This is a genomic window from uncultured Escherichia sp. (genome assembly GCF_948475835.1).
Classification (GTDB): Bacteria; Pseudomonadota; Gammaproteobacteria; order Enterobacterales; family Enterobacteriaceae; genus ECMA0423.
In genome coordinates this window covers 1-22744 of the sequence record NZ_CAOLGM010000071.1, presented here as the reverse complement: position 1 = coordinate 22744, position 22744 = coordinate 1, and the positions used below count along the sequence as shown (strand labels likewise).

Below are 22744 nucleotides of genomic sequence, written 5' to 3'. Positions count from 1 at the left end.
GTGTTTACATTGCGGCAACTTTTTTGATGTGAGAAATTTGTTTCCAAGAGATACAGACTCTTAACAACCAAAAATAAATTTTATTAAGGAACATATTATGAAACGTTCAATTATTGCTGCCGCTGTCTTTTCTTCTTTTTTTATGAGCGCTGGAGTATTTGCTGCAGACGTTGATACCGGAACATTAACTATTAAGGGGAATATTGCAGAATCTCCGTGTAAATTCGAAGCGGGTGGTGATTCAGTAAGTATTAATATGCCGACTGTACCAACCACTGTCTTTGAAGGTAAAGCTAAATATTCTACCTATGATGATGCAGTCGGTGTAACCAGCAGCATGTTAAAAATTAGCTGCCCGAAAGAAGTTGCTGGTGTAAAACTCTCGTTGATTACCAACGATAAAATAACCGGTAACGATAAGGCGATAGCCAGTAGCAACGATACCGTGGGTTACTATCTCTATTTAGGTGATAACAGCGATGTCCTGGATGTTTCTGCACCTTTTAACATTGAGAGTTATAAAACAGCGGAAGGTCAATATGCTGTTCCGTTTAAAGCAAAATACCTGAAACTGACAGATAACTCAGTGCAATCAGGTGATGTGTTATCTTCTCTGGTTATGCGTGTGGCGCAGGATTAATAAATAAAATTGCAAGTTTCTCCAGGTAATAAACATGGCCGCTATCCCCATGGCGGCTTTTTAATTTAAGAGGCATTAAGATGAAAGGATTATTATCTTTACTCATTTTTTCTATGGTCCTTCCTGCACATGCCGGAATTGTTATCTACGGGACGCGCATTATTTACCCGGCAGAAAATAAAGAAGTTATGGTGCAGTTGATGAACCAGGGAAACCGTTCTTCGCTGCTGCAGGCGTGGATTGATGATGGCGATACGTCGTTACCACCAGAAAAAATTCAGGTTCCTTTCATGTTAACGCCACCAGTGGCAAAAATAGGGGCAAATTCCGGGCAGCAAGTAAAAATCAAAATTATGCCGAATAAACTGCCCACTAATAAAGAAAGCATTTTTTATCTGAATGTTCTGGATATTCCACCAAATAGTCCAGAACAAGAAGGTAAGAATGCACTGAAGTTTGCGATGCAAAACAGAATCAAATTGTTTTACCGCCCGGCGGGTATTGCTCCGGTAAATAAAGCGACCTTTAAAAAGTTACTGGTAAGTCGCAGTGGCAATGGATTGGTGATAAAAAATGACTCAGCTAATTGGGTGACGATTTCGGATGTCAAAGCTAATAATGTCAAAGTCAATTATGAAACTATAATGATTGCCCCCTTAGAAAGTCAGAGTGTTAATGTCAAAAGTAATAATGCAAATAACTGGTATCTGACCATTATCGATGACCACGGCAACTATATTAGTGACAAAATTTAATTGCAGGAGCTGCCTATGTTGAGAATGACCCCACTTGCATCAGCAATCGTAGCGTTATTGCTCGGCATTGAAGCTTATGCAGCTGAAGAAACCTTTGATACCCATTTTATGATAAGTGGAATGAAAGACCAGCAGGTTGCAAATATTCGTCTTGATGATAATCAACCCTTACCGGGGCAGTATGACATCGATATTTATGTCAATAAGCAATGGCGCGGGAAATATGAGATTATTGTTAAAGACAACCCGCAAGAAACATGTTTATCAATAGAAGTTATCAAGCGGTTAGGCATTAATAGCGATAACTTCGCCAGCGGTAAGCAATGTTTAACATTTGAGCAACTTGTTCAGGGTGGGAGCTATACCTGGGATATCGGGGTTTTTCGTCTCGATTTCAGTGTCCCGCAGGCCTGGGTGGAAGAACTGGAAAGTGGCTATGTTCCACCGGAAAACTGGGAGCGGGGTATTAATGCGTTTTATACCTCTTATTATGTGAGTCAGTATTACAGTGACTATAAAGCGTCGGGTAATAGTAAGAGTACATATGTACGTTTTAACAGCGGGTTAAATTTACTGGGGTGGCAACTGCATTCTGATGCCAGTTTCAGTAAAACAAATAACAATCCAGGGGTGTGGAAAAGCAATACCCTGTATCTGGAACGTGGATTTGCCCAACTTCTCGGCACGCTTCGCGTGGGTGATATGTACACATCAAGCGATATTTTTGATTCTGTTCGCTTCAGCGGTGTGCGGTTGTTTCGTGATATGCAGATGTTGCCTAACTCGAAACAAAATGTTACGCCACGGGTGCAGGGGATTGCTCAGAGTAATGCGCTGGTAACTATTGAACAGAACGGTTTTGTGGTTTATCAGAAAGAGGTTCCTCCTGGCCCGTTCGCGATTACAGATTTGCAGTTGGCCGGTGGTGGAGCAGATCTTGATGTCAGCGTGAAAGAGGCGGACGGCTCGGTAACCACCTATCTGGTGCCTTATGCAGCAGTGCCAAATATGCTGCAACCCGGCGTATCGAAATATGATTTTGCGGCGGGTCGTAGCCATATTGAAGGGGCGAGCAAACAAAGTGATTTTGTCCAGGCGGGTTATCAGTATGGTTTTAATAATTTATTGACGCTGTATGGTGGCTCGATGGTCGCGAATAATTATTACGCGTTTACTTTGGGGACTGGCTGGAATACACGCATTGGTGCCATTTCCGTCGATGCCACGAAGTCGCATAGTAAACAAGACAACGGCGATGTGTTTGACGGGCAAAGTTATCAAATTGCCTACAACAAATTTGTGAGCCAAACGTCGACGCGTTTTGGTCTGGCGGCCTGGCGTTATTCATCGCGTGATTACCGGACATTTAATGATCACGTTTGGGCAAACAATAAAGATAATTATCGCCGTGATGAAAACGATGTCTATGACATTGCCGATTATTACCAGAACGATTTTGGCCGTAAAAATAGCTTCTCTGCCAATATGAGCCAGTCATTGCCAGAAGGCTGGGGGTCTGTGTCCTTAAGTACGTTATGGCGAGATTACTGGGGGCGTAGCGGCAGCAGTAAGGATTATCAGTTGAGTTATTCCAATAACTGGCGGCGGATAAGCTATATCCTCGCGGCAAGCCAGGCGTATGACGAGAATCATCATGAAGAGAAACGTTTTAATATTTTTATATCGATTCCCTTTGATTGGGGTGATGACGTTACGACGCCTCGTCGGCAAATATATATGTCTAACTCAACGACGTTTGATGATCAGGGGTTTGCCTCAAATAATACGGGATTATCAGGAACCGTTGGAAGCCGGGATCAGTTTAACTATGGGGTCAACCTGAGTTATCAGAATCAGGGAAATGAAACGACAGCTGGGGCGAATTTGACCTGGAACGCGCCGGTTGCGACAGTGAATGGCAGTTATAGTCAGTCGAGTACTTATCGACAGGCTGGAGCCAGTGTTTCAGGGGGCATTGTCGCCTAGTCGGGGGGCGTTAATCTGGCGAACCGTCTTTCCGAAACGTTTGCTGTGATGAATGCGCCAGGAATTAAAGATGCTTATGTCAATGGGCAAAAATATCGCACAACAAACCGTAATGGAGTGGTGGTATACGACGGAATGACACCTTATCGGGAAAATCACCTGATGCTGGATGTGTCGCAAAGCGATAGCGAAGCAGAATTACGTGGCAACCGGAAAATTGCCGCCCCTTATCGCGGCGCGGTTGTACTGGTTAATTTTGATACCGATCAGCGCAAGCCCTGGTTTATTAAAGCGTTAAGAGCGGATGGTCAACCATTAATGTTTGGTTATGAAGTCAATGATATCCATGGTCATAATATTGGCGTTGTCGGTCAGGGAAGCCAGTTATTTATTCGCACCAATGAAGTACCGCCATCGGTTAATGTGGCAATTGATAAGCAACAAGGACTTTCATGCACAATCACCTTCGGTAAAGAGATTGATGAAAGTAGAAATTATATTTGCCAGTAATAGTCAGGTGGTTCTATGGAAATTCGCATAATGCTATTTATATTAATGATGATGGTTATGCCTGTGAGCTATGCGGCATGTTATAGTGAGTTATCTGTTCAGCACAACTTGGTTGTTCAGGGGGATTTTGCACTTACTCAAACACAAATGGCGACATATGAGCATAATTTTAATGATTCGTCATGCGTAAGTACAAATACTATCACCCCTATGAGCCCGTCGGATATTATTGTTGGACTTTATAACGATACCATAAAATTAAATTTACATTTTGAATGGACCAATAAAAACAACATCACGTTGTCAAATAATCAGACCAGTTTCACCAGTGGTTATTCAGTTACGGTGACACCTGCGGCCAGTAATGCAAAAGTGAATGTTTCTGCGGGGGGCGGCGGTTCAGTGATGATTAATGGTGTTGCGACATTATCCAGTGCTTCATCATCGACACGCGGGAGTGCCGCAGTACAATTTCTACTGTGTTTATTAGGTGGCAAGTCATGGGATGCATGTGTAAATAGCTACAGAAATGCATTGGCACAAAATGCAGGTGTCTATTCCTTTAATCTGACATTGTCATACAACCCGATAACCACAACCTGCAAACCGGATGATTTATTAATTACTTTAGACAGTATTCCCGTTTCACAATTACCAGCCACAGGTAACAAAGCAACAATAAATAGTAAAAAAGAGGATATTATTCTGCGTTGTAAAAATTTATTAGGTCAACAAAATCAAACATCACGGAAAATGCAGGTGTATTTATCAAGTTCTGACTTGTTAACCAACAGCAACACAATACTGAAAGGTGCGGAAGATAATGGCGTAGGATTTATTCTTGAAAGTAATGGTTCGCCAGTCACACTTTTAAATATCACTAACAGCAGTAAAGGATATACAAATTTAAAGGAAGTTGCGGCGAAGTCAAAACTTACAGATACAACGGTTTCAATTCCGATAACTGCCAGTTACTACGTCTACGATACAAATAAAATTAAATCTGGCGCACTGGAGGCAACCGCATTAATCAACGTGAAATACGACTAATAACAAGCAAGACGAGCAAGTGGCTAATAATAAAAAATAACAAGGTGTCTGCATTTCCCCCTCATGATGAGGGGGCTTTTTTTAGCGATGATAAAAAATCTCACCGTCGTAGGCTTTAATGATTTTACCGTCGGTGTCGCTGATCAACACGTACGCGCCACCCATATAGGTCCAGTGCGTCCCGGCATCAGGCGCGGGCAGGTTACGTAACTGCCACTGCTTAATGTTGTACTCATCGGTGCGGTACATCTCTGGGACGGTATCGCCTGGTTTGAAATGCTTAAAGTCAGCAATGAAACTGCTTAACTCATACTTAGAAATTCCCGAGGTATTGGTCGAACCCGCGGTGGCTGGTGCGGCCCAGGCGGCACTGGTAACCAGCAAAAGCGCACCCAGCAACATCTTATTTTTAATGGTCATAAACTCTCCACTTTGGGGATCTGTAATATCAGTCGCATATCTTTCCTGCCATACAATATAACTGACAAGCGATATTTTGTTAGTGATCCCATGATTTCGTAAAAAGTGTAAATGAAAGGATGCCCTAAAAGCATCCTTAGCGAGCAGAGAGTCAGCGGAAATAGCTGATTTAAGAATCATCCTGGGCTGAAGATAACATGCAAGCCTAAAGGATTGAGTTATCGCATTATGCCCATGAAGCCATGTACGCCCATATACACACCAACTAAGCCAATCAACAGACTGGAAAAATAGGGGGCGCGTTTAGCGAGAGTGTTAAATCCGCTCCAGCGTTTTGCGACCTGCTGAACGCTGATTGCTGCGCCAACGCCTACGGTGATAAGCGTTAACGCCAGGCCAATGCTGAAACTGACGACCAGTGTTGCGCCCAGTGTCAGGGCTTTCAACTGAATGCATATCAACAGCACGGTAATTGCTGCCGGGCAGGGGATAAGGCCACCGGTTAAGCCAAATAACAAAATTTGCCAGTTGGTGACCTCTCTACCATCAAAGCGTCGTTTAATGTCATTGGCATGGGCTCGTGCATGGGCATCCTGATACTCGCCATGTTCGTGATGGTGATGATGTCCATGGTCGTGGTGATCTTCGTGATCGTGGTGATGATGTTCATGATCATACTCGTGCATATTCTCCAGCCAGTTGCGTTCGCCGCGCCAGGTACGCCAGAACATCCAGAACGCGGTGCCAATAATGATCACTGCGGAAATCAGCTGGAGCCACGGTTCTGCTGATTGAGCAGTAAAGCGCTTGCTGACCACCATCCCGCCAAAGGCAATCAACCAGACCACTGCGGTATGCGAAATAGTTGCTGCCAGTCCGAGCATCACCGCCTGTTTAATGGTGCCTTTGATGGCGATGATAAACGCCGCCATCATCGTTTTTGAGTGCCCTGGTTCCAGGCCATGAAGCGCACCAAGTAAGATGGCGCTGGGGATGAAGAACCAGGCGTTTCCTTGCTGAAGAAGAGTTGTAAATTCGGTCATGATAATAATTCTTAGTATTAATTCGGCAATCTGATTCTACTCCCCCCCAGTACCTGATACTACCCCCCAGTAGATTAATAGTGCTATGATTTTTCATGTTCTTGTTAACAAGGTGTTGCCATGTCTCATACAATCCGTGATAAACAGAAACTGAAAGCGCGTGCCAGTAAGATTCAGGGTCAGGTCGTGGCGCTCAAGAAAATGCTCGACGAGCCGCACGAATGCGCTGCAGTTTTACAACAGATTGCTGCTATCCGTGGCGCGGTAAACGGTCTGATGCGGGAAGTGATTAAAGGTCATCTGACGGAACACATCGTTCACCAGGGGGATGAGCTAAAACGTGAAGAAGATCTGGATGTCGTTCTGAAGGTGCTGGATTCATATATCAAATAATTTATTAACGCGATTGTAAAACTGCCGTTTTTCCTCGTTTACAACGCGTGCGCTGGACATTACCATCCTCCTCTGCGATTTATCATCGCAACCAAACGACTCGGGGTGCCCTTCTGCGTGAAGGCTGAGAAATACCCGTATCACCTGATCTGGATAATGCCAGCGTAGGGAAGTCACGGACCACCAGGTCATTGCTTCTTCACGTTATGGCAGGAGCAAACTATGCAAGTCGACCTGCTGAGTTCAGCGCAATCTGCGCACGCGTTACACCTTTTTCACCAACATTCCCCTCTTGTGCACTGCATGACCAACGATGTGGTGCAAACCTTTACCGCCAATACCTTGCTGGCGCTCGGTGCATCGCCAGCGATGGTTATCGAAACCGAAGAGGCCAGTCAGTTTGCGGCTATCGCCAGTGCCTTGTTGATTAACGTTGGCACACTGACGCAGCCACGCGCACAGGCGATGCGTGCTGCCGTTGAGCAAGCAAAAAGCTCTCAAACACCCTGGACGCTTGATCCAGTAGCGGTTGGTGCGCTCGATTATCGCCGCCATTTTTGTCATGAACTTTTATCTTTTAAACCGGCAGCGATACGTGGTAATGCTTCGGAAATCATGGCATTAGCTGGCATTGCTAATGGTGGACGGGGAGTGGATACCACTGACGCCGCAGCTAACGCGATACCCGCTGCACAAACACTGGCACGGGAAACTGGCGCAATCGTCGTGGTCACTGGCGAGGTGGATTATGTTACCGATGGCCATCGCGCCGTTGGCATTCACGGTGGCGATCCGTTAATGACCAAAGTGGTAGGAACTGGCTGTGCATTATCGGCGGTTGTCGCTGCCTGCTGTGCGTTACCAGGCGATACGCTGGAAAATGTCGCATCTGCCTGTCACTGGATGAAACAAGCCGGAGAGCGCGCAGTCGCCAGAAGCGAGGGGCCAGGCAGTTTTGTTCCACATTTCCTTGATGCGCTCTGGCAATTGACGCAGGAGGTGCAGGCATGAAACGAATTAACGCTCTGACGATTGCCGGTACTGATCCCAGTGGTGGTGCGGGGATTCAGGCCGATCTTAAAACCTTCTCGGCACTTGGCGCTTATGGTTGCTCAGTTATTACTGCACTGGTGGCGCAAAATACCCGTGGCGTACAGTCGGTGTATCGCATTGAGCCTGATTTTGTCGCCGCCCAGCTCGATTCGGTGTTCAGCGATGTGCGAATCGACACCACTAAAATCGGTATGTTGGCGGAAACCGATATTGTTGAAGCGGTGGCAGAACGGTTGCAACGTTATCAGATCCAAAACGTGGTACTCGACACCGTTATGCTGGCAAAAAGCGGCGACCCGCTGCTTTCACCTTCGGCGGTTGCTACGCTGCGCAGTCGATTATTGCCACAGGTTTCATTAATAACGCCAAACTTGCCCGAAGCTGCCGCCTTGCTCGACGCGCCACACGCGCGCACCGAACAGGAAATGCTGGAACAAGGGCGATCGCTGTTGGCGATGGGCTGTGGCGCAGTGCTAATGAAAGGTGGTCATCTGGATGATGAGCAAAGCCCGGACTGGCTGTTTACCCGCGAGGGTGAACAACGGTTTACCGCACCGCGCATTATGACCAAAAACACCCACGGCACTGGTTGTACGCTCTCTGCGGCGTTGGCTGCACTACGCCCGCGCCATACAAACTGGGCTGACACCGTACAGGAGGCAAAAAGCTGGCTTTCATCAGCATTAGCCCAGGCCGACACGCTGGAAGTTGGTCACGGTATTGGTCCGGTTCACCACTTCCACGCCTGGTGGTGAGCACCGTACTATAGCTGCTTTGGTTATTGTCAGCCTTTGGCACTGACATTCAGGGATGAAACCAATGCAGCTAAGAATTACCAGTCGAAAAAAACTCACCTCTCTATTATGCGCTCTTGGGCTAATTTCCATCGTTGCAATTTATCCGCGTCAGACGGTGAATTTTTTCTATTCGACAGCAGTTCAGATTACAGACTACATCCATTTCTACGGTTATCGCCCGGTTAAATCTTTCGCTATTCGCATTCCTGCCAGTTACACCCTTCACGGAATAGATGTTTCTCGCTGGCAGGAGCGGATCGACTGGCAGCGGGTGGCAAAAATGCGCGACAACGGTATCCGCTTACAGTTTGCGTTTATTAAGGCGACGGAAGGCGAAAAGCTGGTGGACCCGTATTTTTCGCGTAACTGGCAACTAAGCCGCGAAAATGGTCTGCTGCGCGGGGCGTATCATTATTTCTCCCCGTCGGTAGCAGCGCCGGTTCAGGCACGATTATTTCTGCAAACGGTGGATTTCTCACAAGGCGATTTCCCTGCGGTACTGGACGTAGAAGAACGGGGAAAATTATCGGCAAAAGAATTACGCAAACGAGTAAGTCAGTGGCTAAAAATGGTCGAAAAAAGTACGGGAAAAAAGCCGATTATTTACTCAGGAGCCGTTTTTTATCACACCAATCTGGCGGGCTATTTCAATGAATATCCGTGGTGGGTGGCTCACTATTATCAACGTCGTCCGGACAATGACGGCATGGCCTGGCGCTTCTGGCAGCATTCCGACCGTGGACAGGTAGATGGCATCAATGGTCCGGTGGATTTTAATGTATTTCATGGCACGGTGGAGGAGTTGCAGGCATTCGTTGATGGGATTAAAGAAACGCCTTAAATAAGAAGCAGTGATATACTCCCACCAGACTCCCCGGCAGGAAAAAGACAAATGGAACAAGCGCATACCCAGCTGATTGCCCAACTGAACGAGCGTATTTTAGCGGCGGATAACACGCCGCTTTATATTAAGTTTGCCGAAACGGTAAAAAATGCCGTGCGCAGCGGGGTGCTGGAGCATGGCAATATTTTGCCCGGTGAGCGTGATTTAAGTCAGTTAACCGGCGTTTCGCGCATTACGGTGCGCAAGGCGATGCAGGCGCTGGAAGAAGAGGGTGTGGTGACGCGTTCGCGCGGTTACGGCACGCAGATCAACAACATCTTCGAATACTCGTTGAAAGAAGCGCGAGGTTTTTCTCAGCAGGTGGTATTGCGCGGGAAAAAGCCCGATACGCTATGGGTTAACAAGCGTGTCGTGAAATGTCCCGAAGAAGTCGCGCAGCAGCTGGCGGTCGAAGCAGGAAGTGATGTCTTTTTGCTTAAGCGTATTCGCTATGTCGATGAAGAAGCGGTATCGATTGAGGAATCGTGGGTTCCGGCGCATTTAATTCATGATGTTGATGCCATCGGGATTTCACTTTATGACTATTTCCGCAGCCAGCACATTTACCCACAACGTACGCGTTCCCGCGTTAGCGCCCGGATGCCGGATGCCGAGTTTCAGTCACATATTCAGTTAGATAGCAAAATACCGGTGCTGGTGATCAAGCAAGTGGCGCTTGACCAACAGCAACGGCCTATTGAGTACAGCATTAGCCACTGTCGCAGCGATCTATACGTTTTTGTGTGCGAGGAGTAGTTCCTCGCGCGTTGGCGCACAATCACCGCCCCGATGCCCGACAACCCACGACGCCACTGCATTGCCCAGTAATACGGCATCCGCCAGTGGCAGACCAGAGGCCAGCCCGGCAAGTACGCCACCTGCATGACTGTCGCCCGCCCCAATGGTGTCTACAACTTGCGTTGGAAATGCCGGAATGCAGCCAGAAGCGTCGTTGCTGAAATACCATGCACCCTCTTTATCGAGACGAACGATCAACGGCGCGGCAAATTTCTCCTGCCATTGCTTGCCAAGTGTTGTTATCTCTGCGGATAAAGCAAAACGTTCGGCGGCAATCTCAGCCTCTTGACGATTGAGCGACACTAAAGGTCGACAGGCCATGATCCGCGCCAGTAATGCATCCGGGATATCGCCAATACGTGGGCCAAAATCGATAAACGGCGTCACGTCTTGCAGCTCTTCCAGCCATTCCACTAACAATTCGCCGCAGGGCGAGGCCAGTTGATAACCGGAAAAATAGAGCAGGCTGCCAGGCGCAACGGTTAATCGCGCCAGCCACTGGCGATTCCACTGATTTTCCACACCGCTGAATGACATAAAAGTGCGTTCGCCATCCGGCTCAACCAGCGCCAGACACCAGCCGTTATCACCTTCGGCGTTATCGATCAGGCTGATTAAGCCCTCTTTTGCCATCCGGTTGCGAATAATCTCCGCCCACACGCCCTGACCGAGCGGCAAGGCATTACCCGCTTCGATGCCGAGGCGCTTTAACGCCACGGCAATATTCAGTGCGCAGCCGCCAACGTTAACGCTCTGCTGTTTCAGTTCGATATCGCACCCACGCCAGGGGAGGGCATAAGCGTCGGCGATCACGTCAATGACCGCCGCGCCGACGACCATCACCGGCTGACGCGTGGTTAATTCAGGCAGCAGCGTGTGTAATCGAGCGCCGCTCATACCACCTCCCGTTGTTGACGATATTTCGCCAACGCTGTGGCATAGCGGTTGAAATCAAGCTGATTTACCGCATCCAGTTCCGCCTTTAACGCAGGATCGATAGCGTTAACGCCATGCAACGCGCCGCAAATTGCCGTCGCCATAGCACCGATGGTGTCTGTGTCGCCGCCAAGGTTAGCGCACAGGACGGCGCAGCGATTCGGGTCGGTTTGTGCCAGTTCAACCAGCGCAATGGCGCACGGAACGGACTCAATAGTGCTGGTACCTGCGCCAACGACCTGGTAAAGCTGTTCGCTGGCGGATTCGGTGCCGTCGGCATTGCGCACAATTTTCAGCGCAATCTCCAGCCGCGCCGCCAGTGAGGCGCTGAACGTGGTGGTGCGTTTTTGCTGGGCATGTCGCGCAATTGAAGGCAGTGAATCAACAATCGCTGACCAGCTTTCTCCGTCAATGGCACGAGAAATCGCCCATGCGATGACTACCGCGCCTGCAACCGCCAGATCGGATTTATGGGTCGGGCTGGACGCCAGCGCTACATCATCAATAAAGGAATCAACATCACGCGCCGGAAGCAAACAACCTAATGGCGAGACGCGCATCGCTGCGCCGTTGGTCACGCCGTTGTTTTCCAGTTCAGCAACGGGTTTACCGTCGCGAATGGCGTTAAGCGCAATCTTCGAGGTCGGACCTAGTACGTTTTTGTTAAAGGCGTCGAAACGCAGCGCCCAGTCGAGAATATTACGCCCAATCAGATCCGGATCGATCTTGCCTTCACGTTCCAGTAACGCATCCGCCAGACACAGCGCCATCGAGGTATCGTCGGTGAATTCGGCGCGGTTAAAATAACAGGCCGCGTTATTCTCCTTTGGTCCAGGAAGAAAACGGTCAATCCAGCCAAAGTGTGCTTTAACGCGGCTGCGTGGCCAAAGCTCGGAGGGCATCCCCATCGCATCCCCTAACGCCTGCCCATAAAGAGCACCGAGAATACGTTCTGTTTTCATTTAACTTCCCCTTGTGTCAACGCAATATCGCGATCATCGACCTTGATAGCCGTAATTTCGTTGTCGGATTCGCGGAAAAAAATCATGAACAGCACGGCGATAATGGCAATCATCACCGCGCCAAAAGTCCACATCCCGGACCAGTTGAAAGTCAGTCCGTTTACCGGTTCCTGATAAGCGAACATCTTTTCCATCATCACACCGCCAAGACGATAGCCGAGCAAACTGCCGAAGCCCTGGCAGCAGAGCGTGATCAGCCCCTGCGCGGCGGTACGCATATGCACGGGGGCTTTTTTATCGACATAGATGTAAGCGGTAACGTAGTAAAAATCGTAACTTACGCCGTGAAGCAAAATACCGAGGAACAGTAACGCGTAGGTGAAATATTCATCCGCACTACCGTAAATAAAGAAGCCATAGCGGATCGCAGCGGTGACCAGACCAAGCAATAATACCTTTTTGATACCAAAGCGTTTAGTGAAAAACGGTAATGCCAGCATAAAGAATATTTCAGAGAACTGGCCGAGCGTCATCCAGCCGGTGGCATTTTTCATGCCGACTTCGGTCAGATAACCGTTGGCAAAGATGTAATAGAACGCCAGTGGCATCGCAAACAGGAATGAACAGAAGAAAAAGACGAGGAAGTTTTTATCGCGCAGCAGGATCAGCGCATCCAGGCCGAGCATGACTTTAATATCCATTTTGCCGGTGCTTTTTGGTGGCGTGTCGGGCAGGAAAAACGCAAACACACCGAGCAGAGCAGAACTTCCGGCGGTAATCAGCAGCGGGATGTTAGTCGGTGAGATATCGGCATACCCCAGTATTTGCGGCAAGAAACCACATGCCAGACCGGAGGCAATCCAGCCGATAGTGCCCATCACACGAATGCGCGGGAAATCACGCTCCACATCCGGCACGTTGGCAAAAGCGATGCTGTTAGTCAGCGCAATGGTCGGCATATAGGTTAGAGAGTAAGCCAGCAGTAACGGAAAGAACCCGGCAAAAGTGGTCTGTTGCGCAGCGAAATACATCAGCAGCGCGCCTGCGAACATCAATACCGCCAGCACTTTTTGCGCCGAGAAAAAGCGGTCAGTGATGGAGCCAACCAGAATTGGCGACAGGATCGCCGCAATGGCGGTACAGGCATACGACCAGCCAATTTCTCCGGCACTAAAACCGCTTTTACTTAACCACAACCACAATGGCACAAACCACGCGCCCCAGATAAACCATTCAACAAACATCATGAACGACAGCTTTGCTGTTGTTTTCATCTTTTAATTCCTTCATGACAGGTAATGTAAGGTACGCGATGACAATACCACTTAATAATACCTTTTAAATACCTTTGCGGTGAAAACTTGACCGCGCTAACATTTTTTCTGATGAATCGAGCCAACAGAAAACGCTGAAAAAACATCCAAAAGATGGAAAAACTCGCCCGTAACGACCAGGATTATGATTGCCCGCAAAAGGCGGGCCAGGACAATCCATAGCCGATATCCAATCGGAATTTACGGGAGCATAGTAATGACAGATATTGCGCAGTTGCTTGGCAAAGACGCCGACAACCTTTTACAGCACCGTTGTATGACTATTCCTTCTGACCAGCTTTATCTCCCCGGACATGACTACGTAGACCGCGTGATGATTGACAATAATCGCCCGCCTGCGGTGTTACGTAATATGCAGACGTTGTACAACACCGGGCGTCTGGCTGGCACAGGATATCTTTCTATTCTGCCGGTTGACCAGGGCGTTGAGCACTCTGCCGGAGCTTCATTTGCTGCTAACCCGCTCTACTTTGACCCGAAAAACATTGTTGAACTGGCGATCGAAGCGGGCTGTAACTGTGTGGCGTCAACTTACGGCGTGCTGGCGTCGGTATCGCGGCGTTATGCGCATCGCATTCCATTCCTCGTCAAACTTAATCACAACGAGACGCTAAGTTACCCGAATACCTACGATCAAACGCTGTATGCCAGCGTGGAGCAGGCGTTCAACATGGGCGCGGTTGCGGTTGGTGCGACTATCTATTTTGGCTCGGAAGAGTCACGTCGCCAGATTGAAGAAATTTCTGCGGCTTTTGAACGTGCGCACGAGCTGGGTATGGTGACAGTGCTGTGGGCCTATTTGCGTAACTCCGCCTTTAAGAAAGATGGCGTTGATTACCATGTTTCCGCCGACCTGACCGGTCAGGCAAACCATCTGGCGGCAACCATCGGCGCAGATATCGTCAAACAAAAAATGGCGGAAAATAACGGCGGCTATAAAGCGATTAATTACGGTTATACCGACGATCGCGTGTACAGCAAGTTAACCAGCGAAAACCCGATTGATCTGGTGCGTTATCAGTTAGCTAACTGCTATATGGGCCGGGCTGGGTTGATAAACTCCGGCGGTGCTGCAGGCGGTGAAACTGACCTCAGTGATGCAGTGCGTACTGCGGTTATCAACAAACGCGCTGGCGGAATGGGGCTGATTCTTGGACGTAAGGCGTTCAAGAAATCGATGGCTGACGGCGTGAAACTGATTAATGCCGTGCAGGACGTTTATCTCGATAGCAAAATTACTATTGCCTGATACGCCTCATACGAACAGCACCACCCCGTAGGACGGATAAGGCGTTTACACTGCATCCGGCAACCTATGCCTGATGCGACGCGGAAGCGTCTTATCATGCCTACATAGCACTGCCACGTATGTTTACACCGCATCCGGCATAAAAACACGCGCACTTTGCTACGGCTTCCCTATCGGGAGGCCGTTTTTTTTTGCCTTTTACTCCTCGAACAATTTTCACATTGTCGTTTTTGTGATCGTTATCTCGACATTTAAAAACAAATCATTTCATTATATTTTGAAATCGAAAACAAACGACAGGATATGAAAATGTACGTGGTATCGACAAAGCAGATGCTGAACAACGCACAGCGCGGCGGTTATGCGGTTCCGGCATTCAATATTCACAATCTCGAAACGATGCAAGTGGTGGTGGAAACCGCTGCCAACCTGCATGCGCCGGTCATCATCGCCGGAACGCCTGGCACATTTACTCATGCTGGTACAGAAAATCTGTTGGCGCTGGTCAGCGCGATGGCGAAGCAATATCACCATCCACTGGCAATTCATCTCGACCATCACACGAAATTTGACGATATCGCTCAGAAGGTTCGTTCTGGCGTGCGCTCAGTCATGATTGACGCCTCGCATTTGCCTTTTGCGCAAAATATTTCACGGGTCAAAGAGGTGGTGGATTTTTGCCATCGCTTTGATGTCAGCGTCGAAGCGGAGCTGGGGCAACTTGGCGGCCAGGAAGATGATGTGCAAGTCAATGAAGCCGATGCTTTTTATACCAACCCCGCTCAGGCGCGTGAATTTGCCGAGGCAACCGGAATTGATTCCCTGGCGGTCGCCATCGGCACGGCTCATGGGATGTATGCCAGCGCACCGGCGCTTGATTTTTCTCGACTGGAGAACATTCGCCAGTGGGTGAACTTACCGCTGGTGCTGCATGGCGCGTCAGGGTTATCGACTAAGGATATTCAGCAAACCATCAAACTGGGGATATGCAAAATCAACGTTGCAACGGAGCTGAAAAATGCCTTCTCGCAGGCGTTAAAAAATTACCTGACCGAGCACCCTGAAGCGACCGATCCCCGGGATTATTTGCAGTCGGCTAAATCCGCAATGCGCGATGTGGTGAGCAAAGTGATTGCCGATTGTGGCTGCGAGGGCAGGGCATAACGCACCTGCCATTTAATAAGGAAAAAACATGAAAACGTTAATTGCCCGGCATAAAGCTGGTGAACATATCGGCATATGTTCAGTCTGTTCTGCCCATCCGTTGGTTATCGAAGCGGCGCTGGCATTTGATCGCAACAGCACGCGCAAAGTGCTGATTGAAGCAACGTCAAACCAGGTCAATCAATTTGGCGGTTATACCGGAATGACACCGGCAGACTTTCGCGAATTTGTTTTTACGATTGCCGATAAAGTTGGGTTTGCACGCGAACGCATTATTCTCGGCGGCGATCATCTGGGGCCAAACTGCTGGCGGCAAGAAAATGCGGATGCGGCGATGGAAAAATCCGTCGAGCTGGTAAAGGAATATGTTCGTGCCGGTTTCAGTAAAATTCATCTTGATGCGTCAATGTCCTGCGCGGGGGATCCCATACCGTTAGCACCAGAAACGGTTGCGGAACGAGCTGCTGTGCTTTGCTTTGCTGCGGAAAGTGTGGCGACAGATTGCCAGCGTGAGCAACTGAGCTATGTCATTGGCACCGAAGTTCCGGTTCCGGGCGGTGAGGCCAGCGCCATTCAGTCAGTACACATCACCCATGTTGAAGATGCCGCCAATACTTTACGTACGCATCAAAAGGCCTTTATTGCCCGTGGGCTGACAGAGGCGTTAACACGCGTGATTGCCATCGTGGTGCAGCCGGGCGTGGAATTTGATCACAGCAATATTATCCATTATCAGCCGCAGGAAGCGCAGCCGCTGGCGCAATGGATAGAAAGCACCCGAATGGTTTATGAAGCACATTCTACCGATTACCAGACCCGGACGGCTTATTGGGAATTAGTCCGCGATCACTTTGCAATATTGAAAGTCGGTCCCGCATTAACCTTTGCTTTACGCGAGGCGATATTTGCACTGGCACAAATTGAGCAGGAACTTATCGCCCCCGAAAATCGCAGCGGTTGCCTGGCGGTAATTGAAGAAGTGATGCTCGACGAACCGCAATACTGGAAAAAATATTATCGTACGGGTTTTAACGATTCATTACTGGATATTCGTTACAGCCTGTCGGATCGTATTCGTTATTACTGGCCGCATAGTCGGATTAAAAATAGCGTCGAAACGATGATGGTGAATCTTGAAGGCGTGGACATCCCACTGGGCATGATTAGTCAGTATCTTCCCAAACAATTTGAACGCATTCAGTCCGGGGAATTATCAGCAATACCGCATCAGCTGATTATGGATAAAATTTATGATGTTTTGCGCGCCTATCGCTACGGCTGTGCGGAATAAGGACGGTATATGACTAACCTGTTTGTTCGTAGCGGAATTTCTTTTGTCGATCGTAGCGAAGTTTTAACCCATATCGGTAATGAGATGCTCGCGAAAGGTGTGGTTTATGATACCTGGCCACAGGCATTAATTGCCAGAGAAGCAGAATTCCCTACCGGGATAATGCTTGAGCAGCACGCCATTGCTATACCGCATTGTGAGGCGATTCATGCTAAGTCGTCAGCCATTTATCTGTTAAGGCCAACAAATAAAGTTCATTTTCAGCAAGCGGATGATGATAACGACGTGGAGGTGTCGTTGGTTATTGCGTTGATTGTGGAAAATCCGCAGCAGCAATTGAAACTTTTACGCTGTTTATTTGGCAAGTTACAACAGCCCGATATCGTCGAGACACTAATTACTCTTCCTGAAACTCAGTTAAAGGAATACTTCACAAAGTATGTTTTAGATTCAGACGAATAAATCCCTCTGTAACAATAAAAAGGACTATTTATGAAACGCAAGATTATTGTCGCTTGCGGAGGCGCGGTTGCGACCTCTACGATGGCGGCGGAAGAAATTAAAGAGTTGTGTCAGAATCATAATATTCCTGTTGAATTAATCCAGTGTCGGGTTAATGAAATAGAAACCTATATGGATGGTGTGCATTTGATATGCACCACTGCCAAAGTGGATCGTAGTTTTGGCGATATTCCGTTAGTTCACGGCATGCCTTTTATTTCTGGTGTCGGTATCGAAGCATTACAAAATAAAATTCTGACTATCTTACAGGGGTGACCTATGTTTTCAGAAGTCATGCGTTATATTCTCGACCTCGGCCCTACGGTGATGCTTCCGATTGTCATCATTATTTTTTCTAAAATATTAGGCATGAAGGCAGGCGATTGCTTTAAAGCGGGTCTGCATATCGGGATTGGCTTTGTTGGCATTGGCCTTGTGATTGGCTTAATGCTGGATTCCATTGGTCCGGCGGCGAAAGCGATGGCGGAAAATTTCGACCTGAATCTGCATGTGGTCGATGTCGGCTGGCCGGGCTCTTCACCAATGACCTGGGCGTCGCAAATTGCGCTGGTGGCGATTCCGATTGCGATATTGGTTAACGTGGCGATGTTACTGACCCGTATGACGCGGGTGGTAAATGTTGATATCTGGAATATCTGGCATATGACCTTCACCGGCGCGTTGCTGCATCTGGCAACCGGTTCATGGATGATAGGGATGGCAGGTGTGGTAATTCACGCGGCGTTTGTTTATAAGCTCGGCGACTGGTTTGCCCGCGATACCCGAAATTTCTTTGAGCTGGAAGGTATTGCTATTCCGCACGGTACGTCGGCGTATATGGGGCCGATTGCGGTGCTGGTCGATGCTATCATCGAGAAAATCCCAGGCGTTAACCGAATTAAATTTAGCGCCGACGATATTCAGCGCAAATTTGGTCCATTTGGCGAGCCTGTCACCGTGGGTTTTGTGATGGGGCTGATTATCGGCATCCTCGCGGGTTACGATGTCAAAGGTGTATTGCAGCTGGCGGTAAAAACGGCGGCAGTGATGCTGCTAATGCCACGGGTGATTAAACCCATCATGGATGGTTTAACGCCCATCGCTAAGCAGGCTCGTAGTCGTTTACAGGCGAAGTTCGGCGGTCAGGAGTTCCTGATTGGCCTTGATCCGGCGTTGCTGCTGGGACATACGGCGGTGGTATCGGCAAGCCTGATTTTTATCCCACTCACCATTTTAATTGCTGTTTGTGTGCCGGGTAATCAGGTGCTGCCGTTTGGCGATCTTGCCACCATCGGCTTCTTCGTGGCGATGGCGGTCGCCGTGCATCGTGGAAATCTGTTCCGCACCTTAATCTCGGGTGTCATCATTATGAGCATCACCCTGTGGATCGCGACGCAAACTATTGGTTTGCACACCCAACTGGCGGCTAATGCTGGGGCGTTAAAAGCCGGGGGTATGGTGGCTTCAATGGATCAGGGCGGTTCTCCCATTACCTGGTTACTGATTCAGGTTTTCTCCCCGCAAAATATTCCCGGTTTCATTATTATCGGTGCAATTTATCTGACCGGTATTTTCATGACCTGGCGTAGAGCGCGTGGCTTTATTAAACAAGAGAAAGTCGTTCTCGCAGAATAATTTTTACCTGAGGGGGAGGTTATCCCCCTTAACAATCAGGAGTTTTTATGAAATCAGTGGTGAATGATACTGATGGTATCGTGCGCGTTGCAGAAAGCGTCATTCCTGAAATTAAACATCAGGATGAGGTGCGGGTAAAAATTGCCAGCTCGGGCTTATGTGGTTCCGATTTACCCAGGATATTTAAAAATGGTGCACATTATTATCCAATAACGTTAGGCCATGAATTTAGCGGCTATATTGATGCGGTGGGATCCGGTGTTGATGATTTACACCCTGGCGATGCGGTTGCCTGTGTGCCGTTATTACCCTGTTTTACTTGTCCAGAGTGTCTGAAAGGGTTTTATTCCCAGTGCGCAAAATATGATTTTATTGGCTCGCGGCGTGATGGTGGATTTGCTGAATATATTGTCGTTAAGCGAAAAAATGTCTTTGCTCTACCCACGGATATGCCTATTGAGGATGGGGCTTTTATTGAGCCGATTACCGTTGGTCTGCATGCTTTTCATTTAGCGCAAGGTTGTGAGAATAAAAACGTTATTATTATTGGTGCCGGAACCATTGGCCTGCTGGCTATTCAGTGCGCTGTCGCGCTGGGAGCAAAGAGTGTGACGGCTATCGACATTAGCTCAGAAAAACTGGCACTGGCAAAATCTTTCGGTGCGATGCAAACATTTAACAGTAGCGAAATGAGCGCGCCGCAAATGCAGAGCGTTTTACGCGAACTGCGTTTTAATCAGCTTATCCTCGAGACGGCTGGCGTACCGCAAACTGTCGAACTGGCGGTAGAGATTGCCGGTCCTCATGCCCAACTGGCGCTGGTGGGCACGTTGCATCAGGATCTGCATTTAACATCGGCAACGTTTGGCAAAATATTGCGTAAAGAGCTGACGGTTATCGGCAGTTGGATGAACTATTCCAGCCCTTGGCCGGGGCAGGAGTGGGAAACGGCGAGCCGGTTGCTGACAGAACGTAAGTTAAGCCTGGAGCCATTAATCGCTCACCGTGGAAGCTTTGAAAGCTTCACCCAGGCGGTGCGTGACATCGCTCGTAATGCCATGCCGGGCAAAGTGTTGCTCATTCCATGAAACCGCGGGCCAGCGTGATGCTGGCCCGGTATTGTGCAAAACAGATCATTCACCAATGGTCCCCCTTCGTTTACACTAGCCACAATTGAATATGGGTAAATGACGATGAATTCATTCGAGCGAAGGAATAAGATCATCCAATTAGTGAATGAACAGGGAACCGTGCTTGTTCAGGATCTGGCGGGAGTATTTGCTGCCTCGGAAGCGACAATCCGTGCCGATTTGCGCTTTCTCGAACAAAAAGGCGTGGTTACGCGCTTTCATGGCGGTGCGGCGAAAATAATGTCCGGTAATAGTGAAACCGAGACCCAGGAAGTCGGGTTTAAAGAGCGATTTCAGCTCGCCAGCGCGCCCAAAAACAGAATAGCGCAGGCGGCAGTCAAAATGATCCATGAAGGGATGACCGTTATTCTCGACAGCGGAAGTACCACAATGCTTATCGCCGAAGGATTAATGACCGCTAAAAATATCACGGTGATTACCAACAGTCTCCCGGCTGCGTTTGCCCTTTCCGAAAATAAAGACATTACTCTGGTCGTCTGCGGTGGCACGGTCCGCCATAAAACGCGATCTATGCATGGATCTATTGCTGAACGTTCCCTGCAGGATATTAATGCCGATTTAATGTTTGTCGGTGCTGATGGTATTGATGCGGTTAATGGTATTACGACCTTTAATGAAGGTTATTCGATTAGCGGTGCGATGGTCACCGCCGCTAATAAAGTGATTGCCGTTCTCGATTCATCGAAATTTAACCGTCGCGGTTTTAATCAGGTACTGCCAATCGAAAAAATTGACATTATTATTACCGATGATGCTGTATCAGAGGTGGATAAACTGGCATTGCAGAAGACACGGGTAAAATTAATTACGGTGTAGTATTGTTCTGTATGCCGGATAAGGTATTTACACTGCATCCGGCATTTCGGATTCTCCCTGGTTCAAGAGAGAATAGTTTGATTAACGCAATAATGGACAATCTGGTGGTAATCGACAACGCAACGCCGCCGGAAGTATTTCAATATGAAAGTTTTGTCCGCTCAACGGTTCGCCATCAAGATTAAAAGTGATTTCGTGTGGGGCTTGTATATCAAACCACGACGAAGCGCCTTCGATAATATTCGGGTTATCTTCGTCAGATTTTAAGGTTGATACGAGAGCCGGAAGAATTTCATCGCCGGTAAAAATGCGCAGTTGCAGCAAGCCATCGTTAATTAACGCGTTCGGACACAATTGCTGACCGCCACCGGCCTGACGCCCGTTACCAATACCAATGACCAGGGCGTCACCTTGCCAGTGAAAGTTTTCACCGCGGATTTCACAACGGTCCGGTTGCAGAGTATCCATGCGCATTAAGCCATGAATGATGTAAGAGACGCCACCCAGCGCGGCTTTTAATTTTTCCGGCGTTTCTGTGGTAATACGCGTCCCAAATCCGCCTGTCGCCATATTAATAAAACAGGTTTGTTTGTTGACCTGCGCCATATCTATCGCAATGGCGTTACCGGCAATTGCCAGTTTCAGCGCCTTATCCAGTGCCTCAGGAATCCCTACACTGGTGGCAAAATCATTGGCGGTTCCTAATGGCAAAATTCCCAGCGCGGGTATGTCATCCCCCTCACACTGAATCAACGCCGTAGAAACTTCATTAATGGTGCCATCGCCACCACCGGCAATCACCGTTGCGACGCCCAACTTCCGGGCCTCCTCTACATATCGTGCGGCATCGCCTTTCTCCCAGGTGACCCGCACATGGATCGTCATTCCTTCCTCACGCAACAGCATAATTGCTTCGCGCAAGGGTAGATTGTCAGTACTTTTGCCATTAAGAATCAGTAAGCTGGCGGGAAATTCTGCCATGATCGTATGTGCCTTTATGATTGGTCTGTAGATAGTGTAGAGCAGAAAACAAAAGGTGGAGTCAGAACAGGATGAAAGTCGGAGGATAAAAAGTCAGTTCAAGTATGGAGGATTCAGTGGTTACCACCAGGAGCTTGCAATGGGGACAGCGAATACTAACGGCTGCCACCGATAAATTTCAAAAAAGAGCATATGCCTAATATTCAACCAAACAGTGGCATCTTAAATATACTATTCCAAATATATTAAAGCCCCCATGGAGTTACCCTGAAGGGCCTCAATGTCCGTAATTCCTACTTATGTAGGAAATGTTGTACAGAACATTTATTATAATCCTATTCAATTATAATAATCATGCCATTATTATATTTAAACACTAGAGAGTGTCGTTGGTAT

Annotated in this window: 22 protein-coding genes, 1 pseudogene and 1 riboswitch; of the genes and pseudogenes, 17 read left to right on the top strand and 6 right to left on the bottom strand. The window is 48.3% G+C overall.

The window, feature by feature from the left end:
- Positions 1–97 precede the first annotated feature (97 nt).
- The 4 genes and pseudogenes from QZF50_RS14480 to QZF50_RS14465 all read left to right on the top strand — a co-directional run bounded on the left by QZF50_RS14480 (position 98) and on the right by QZF50_RS14465 (position 4941).
- Complete coding sequence (locus QZF50_RS14480; protein WP_061892439.1) at positions 98–640, top strand: fimbrial protein; 543 nt, start codon at positions 98–100, stop codon at positions 638–640.
- Positions 641–720: 80 nt separating this feature from the next.
- Positions 721–1395 (top strand): fimbria/pilus periplasmic chaperone, encoded by a 675-nt coding sequence (locus QZF50_RS14475; protein ID WP_000677398.1) that lies wholly within the window; start codon positions 721–723, stop codon positions 1393–1395.
- A 15-nt stretch (positions 1396–1410) separates the two neighbouring features.
- Positions 1411–3891 (top strand): annotated as a pseudogene (locus QZF50_RS14470) (fimbrial biogenesis outer membrane usher protein).
- 15 nt (positions 3892–3906) lie between these two features.
- A complete protein-coding gene (locus QZF50_RS14465) occupies positions 3907–4941 on the top strand; it encodes a putative fimbrial-like adhesin protein (RefSeq protein WP_000405707.1) in 1035 nt (344 codons plus the stop codon).
- Between the two features lie 81 nt (positions 4942–5022).
- Here the strand turns inward: QZF50_RS14465 and rcnB are convergent, their stop codons facing one another.
- Positions 5023–5361: a Ni(II)/Co(II) efflux transporter accessory subunit RcnB gene (gene rcnB, locus QZF50_RS14460; RefSeq protein WP_000153067.1), complete on the bottom strand. Its 339-nt coding sequence runs from the start codon at positions 5359–5361 to the stop codon at positions 5023–5025.
- 218 nt (positions 5362–5579) lie between these two features.
- Positions 5580–6404 (bottom strand): nickel/cobalt efflux protein RcnA, encoded by an 825-nt coding sequence (gene rcnA / locus QZF50_RS14455; RefSeq protein WP_001471837.1) that lies wholly within the window; start codon positions 6402–6404, stop codon positions 5580–5582.
- A 120-nt stretch (positions 6405–6524) separates the two neighbouring features.
- Between rcnA and rcnR the strand changes: the two genes are divergently transcribed.
- The 5 genes from rcnR to QZF50_RS14430 all read left to right on the top strand — a co-directional run bounded on the left by rcnR (position 6525) and on the right by QZF50_RS14430 (position 10286).
- Positions 6525–6797: a Ni(II)/Co(II)-binding transcriptional repressor RcnR gene (gene rcnR / locus QZF50_RS14450; protein ID WP_000019944.1), complete on the top strand. Its 273-nt coding sequence runs from the start codon at positions 6525–6527 to the stop codon at positions 6795–6797.
- Positions 6798–6888: 91 nt separating this feature from the next.
- Positions 6889–6985, top strand: a riboswitch (TPP riboswitch).
- A gap of 34 nt (positions 6986–7019) precedes the next feature.
- Positions 7020–7808 (top strand): hydroxyethylthiazole kinase, encoded by a 789-nt coding sequence (thiM, locus tag QZF50_RS14445; RefSeq protein WP_001195605.1) that lies wholly within the window; start codon positions 7020–7022, stop codon positions 7806–7808.
- Positions 7805–8605 (top strand): bifunctional hydroxymethylpyrimidine kinase/phosphomethylpyrimidine kinase, encoded by an 801-nt coding sequence (gene thiD, locus QZF50_RS14440; RefSeq protein WP_000822274.1) that lies wholly within the window; start codon positions 7805–7807, stop codon positions 8603–8605. The genes thiM and thiD overlap by 4 nt, the downstream gene beginning before the upstream one ends.
- A 64-nt stretch (positions 8606–8669) precedes the next feature.
- Entirely contained in the window at positions 8670–9488 is an 819-nt protein-coding gene (locus QZF50_RS14435; RefSeq protein WP_290388902.1) for a glycoside hydrolase family 25 protein, read from the top strand.
- A 51-nt stretch (positions 9489–9539) separates the two neighbouring features.
- Positions 9540–10286, top strand: coding sequence for a GntR family transcriptional regulator (locus QZF50_RS14430; RefSeq protein ID WP_000434038.1), 747 nt, complete (start codon positions 9540–9542; stop codon positions 10284–10286).
- Here QZF50_RS14430 and QZF50_RS14425 read toward each other — a convergent pair.
- Genes QZF50_RS14425 through QZF50_RS14415 form a run of 3 tightly spaced genes read right to left on the bottom strand, consistent with a single transcriptional unit; the run spans position 10260 to position 13500 of the window.
- Positions 10260–11225, bottom strand: a complete 966-nt coding sequence (locus QZF50_RS14425; protein ID WP_000011976.1) for a carbohydrate kinase family protein — start codon at positions 11223–11225, stop codon at positions 10260–10262. The genes QZF50_RS14430 and QZF50_RS14425 overlap by 27 nt on opposite strands.
- Positions 11222–12226 (bottom strand): ADP-ribosylglycohydrolase family protein, encoded by a 1005-nt coding sequence (locus QZF50_RS14420; RefSeq protein ID WP_000846219.1) that lies wholly within the window; start codon positions 12224–12226, stop codon positions 11222–11224. The genes QZF50_RS14425 and QZF50_RS14420 overlap by 4 nt, the downstream gene beginning before the upstream one ends.
- Positions 12223–13500 carry a nucleoside permease gene (locus QZF50_RS14415; RefSeq protein WP_000858484.1) on the bottom strand — a complete coding sequence of 426 codons (1278 nt, stop codon included), beginning with the start codon at positions 13498–13500 and terminating at the stop codon, positions 12223–12225. The genes QZF50_RS14420 and QZF50_RS14415 overlap by 4 nt, the downstream gene beginning before the upstream one ends.
- A 256-nt stretch (positions 13501–13756) precedes the next feature.
- On the opposite strand from QZF50_RS14415, the gene fbaB reads away from it, so the two are divergent.
- From fbaB to QZF50_RS14375, 8 genes are all read left to right on the top strand, one after another.
- Positions 13757–14809: a class I fructose-bisphosphate aldolase gene (gene fbaB / locus QZF50_RS14410; protein ID WP_000129551.1), complete on the top strand. Its 1053-nt coding sequence runs from the start codon at positions 13757–13759 to the stop codon at positions 14807–14809.
- 309 nt (positions 14810–15118) lie between these two features.
- Positions 15119–15973 carry a tagatose-bisphosphate aldolase subunit GatY gene (gene gatY, locus QZF50_RS14405; protein ID WP_000289788.1) on the top strand — a complete coding sequence of 285 codons (855 nt, stop codon included), beginning with the start codon at positions 15119–15121 and terminating at the stop codon, positions 15971–15973.
- Between the two features lie 28 nt (positions 15974–16001).
- Positions 16002–17264: a tagatose-bisphosphate aldolase subunit GatZ gene (gene gatZ, locus QZF50_RS14400; protein WP_001471834.1), complete on the top strand. Its 1263-nt coding sequence runs from the start codon at positions 16002–16004 to the stop codon at positions 17262–17264.
- A 9-nt stretch (positions 17265–17273) separates the two neighbouring features.
- Positions 17274–17726 carry a PTS galactitol transporter subunit IIA gene (gene gatA, locus QZF50_RS14395; protein ID WP_000182914.1) on the top strand — a complete coding sequence of 151 codons (453 nt, stop codon included), beginning with the start codon at positions 17274–17276 and terminating at the stop codon, positions 17724–17726.
- A gap of 30 nt (positions 17727–17756) precedes the next feature.
- Positions 17757–18041, top strand: coding sequence for a PTS galactitol transporter subunit IIB (gene gatB / locus QZF50_RS14390; protein WP_000823272.1), 285 nt, complete (start codon positions 17757–17759; stop codon positions 18039–18041).
- Between the two features lie 3 nt (positions 18042–18044).
- On the top strand, positions 18045–19400 hold the full coding sequence (locus QZF50_RS14385; RefSeq protein ID WP_000490679.1) for a PTS galactitol transporter subunit IIC: 1356 nt from the start codon (positions 18045–18047) through the stop codon (positions 19398–19400).
- Between the two features lie 47 nt (positions 19401–19447).
- Positions 19448–20488 (top strand): galactitol-1-phosphate 5-dehydrogenase, encoded by a 1041-nt coding sequence (gatD, locus tag QZF50_RS14380; protein WP_000844220.1) that lies wholly within the window; start codon positions 19448–19450, stop codon positions 20486–20488.
- 105 nt (positions 20489–20593) lie between these two features.
- Positions 20594–21367, top strand: coding sequence for a DeoR/GlpR family DNA-binding transcription regulator (locus QZF50_RS14375; RefSeq protein ID WP_001295426.1), 774 nt, complete (start codon positions 20594–20596; stop codon positions 21365–21367).
- A gap of 81 nt (positions 21368–21448) precedes the next feature.
- Here the strand turns inward: QZF50_RS14375 and yegS are convergent, their stop codons facing one another.
- Positions 21449–22348 carry a lipid kinase YegS gene (yegS, locus tag QZF50_RS14370; protein WP_000807362.1) on the bottom strand — a complete coding sequence of 300 codons (900 nt, stop codon included), beginning with the start codon at positions 22346–22348 and terminating at the stop codon, positions 21449–21451.
- Positions 22349–22744: the final 396 nt, after the last annotated feature.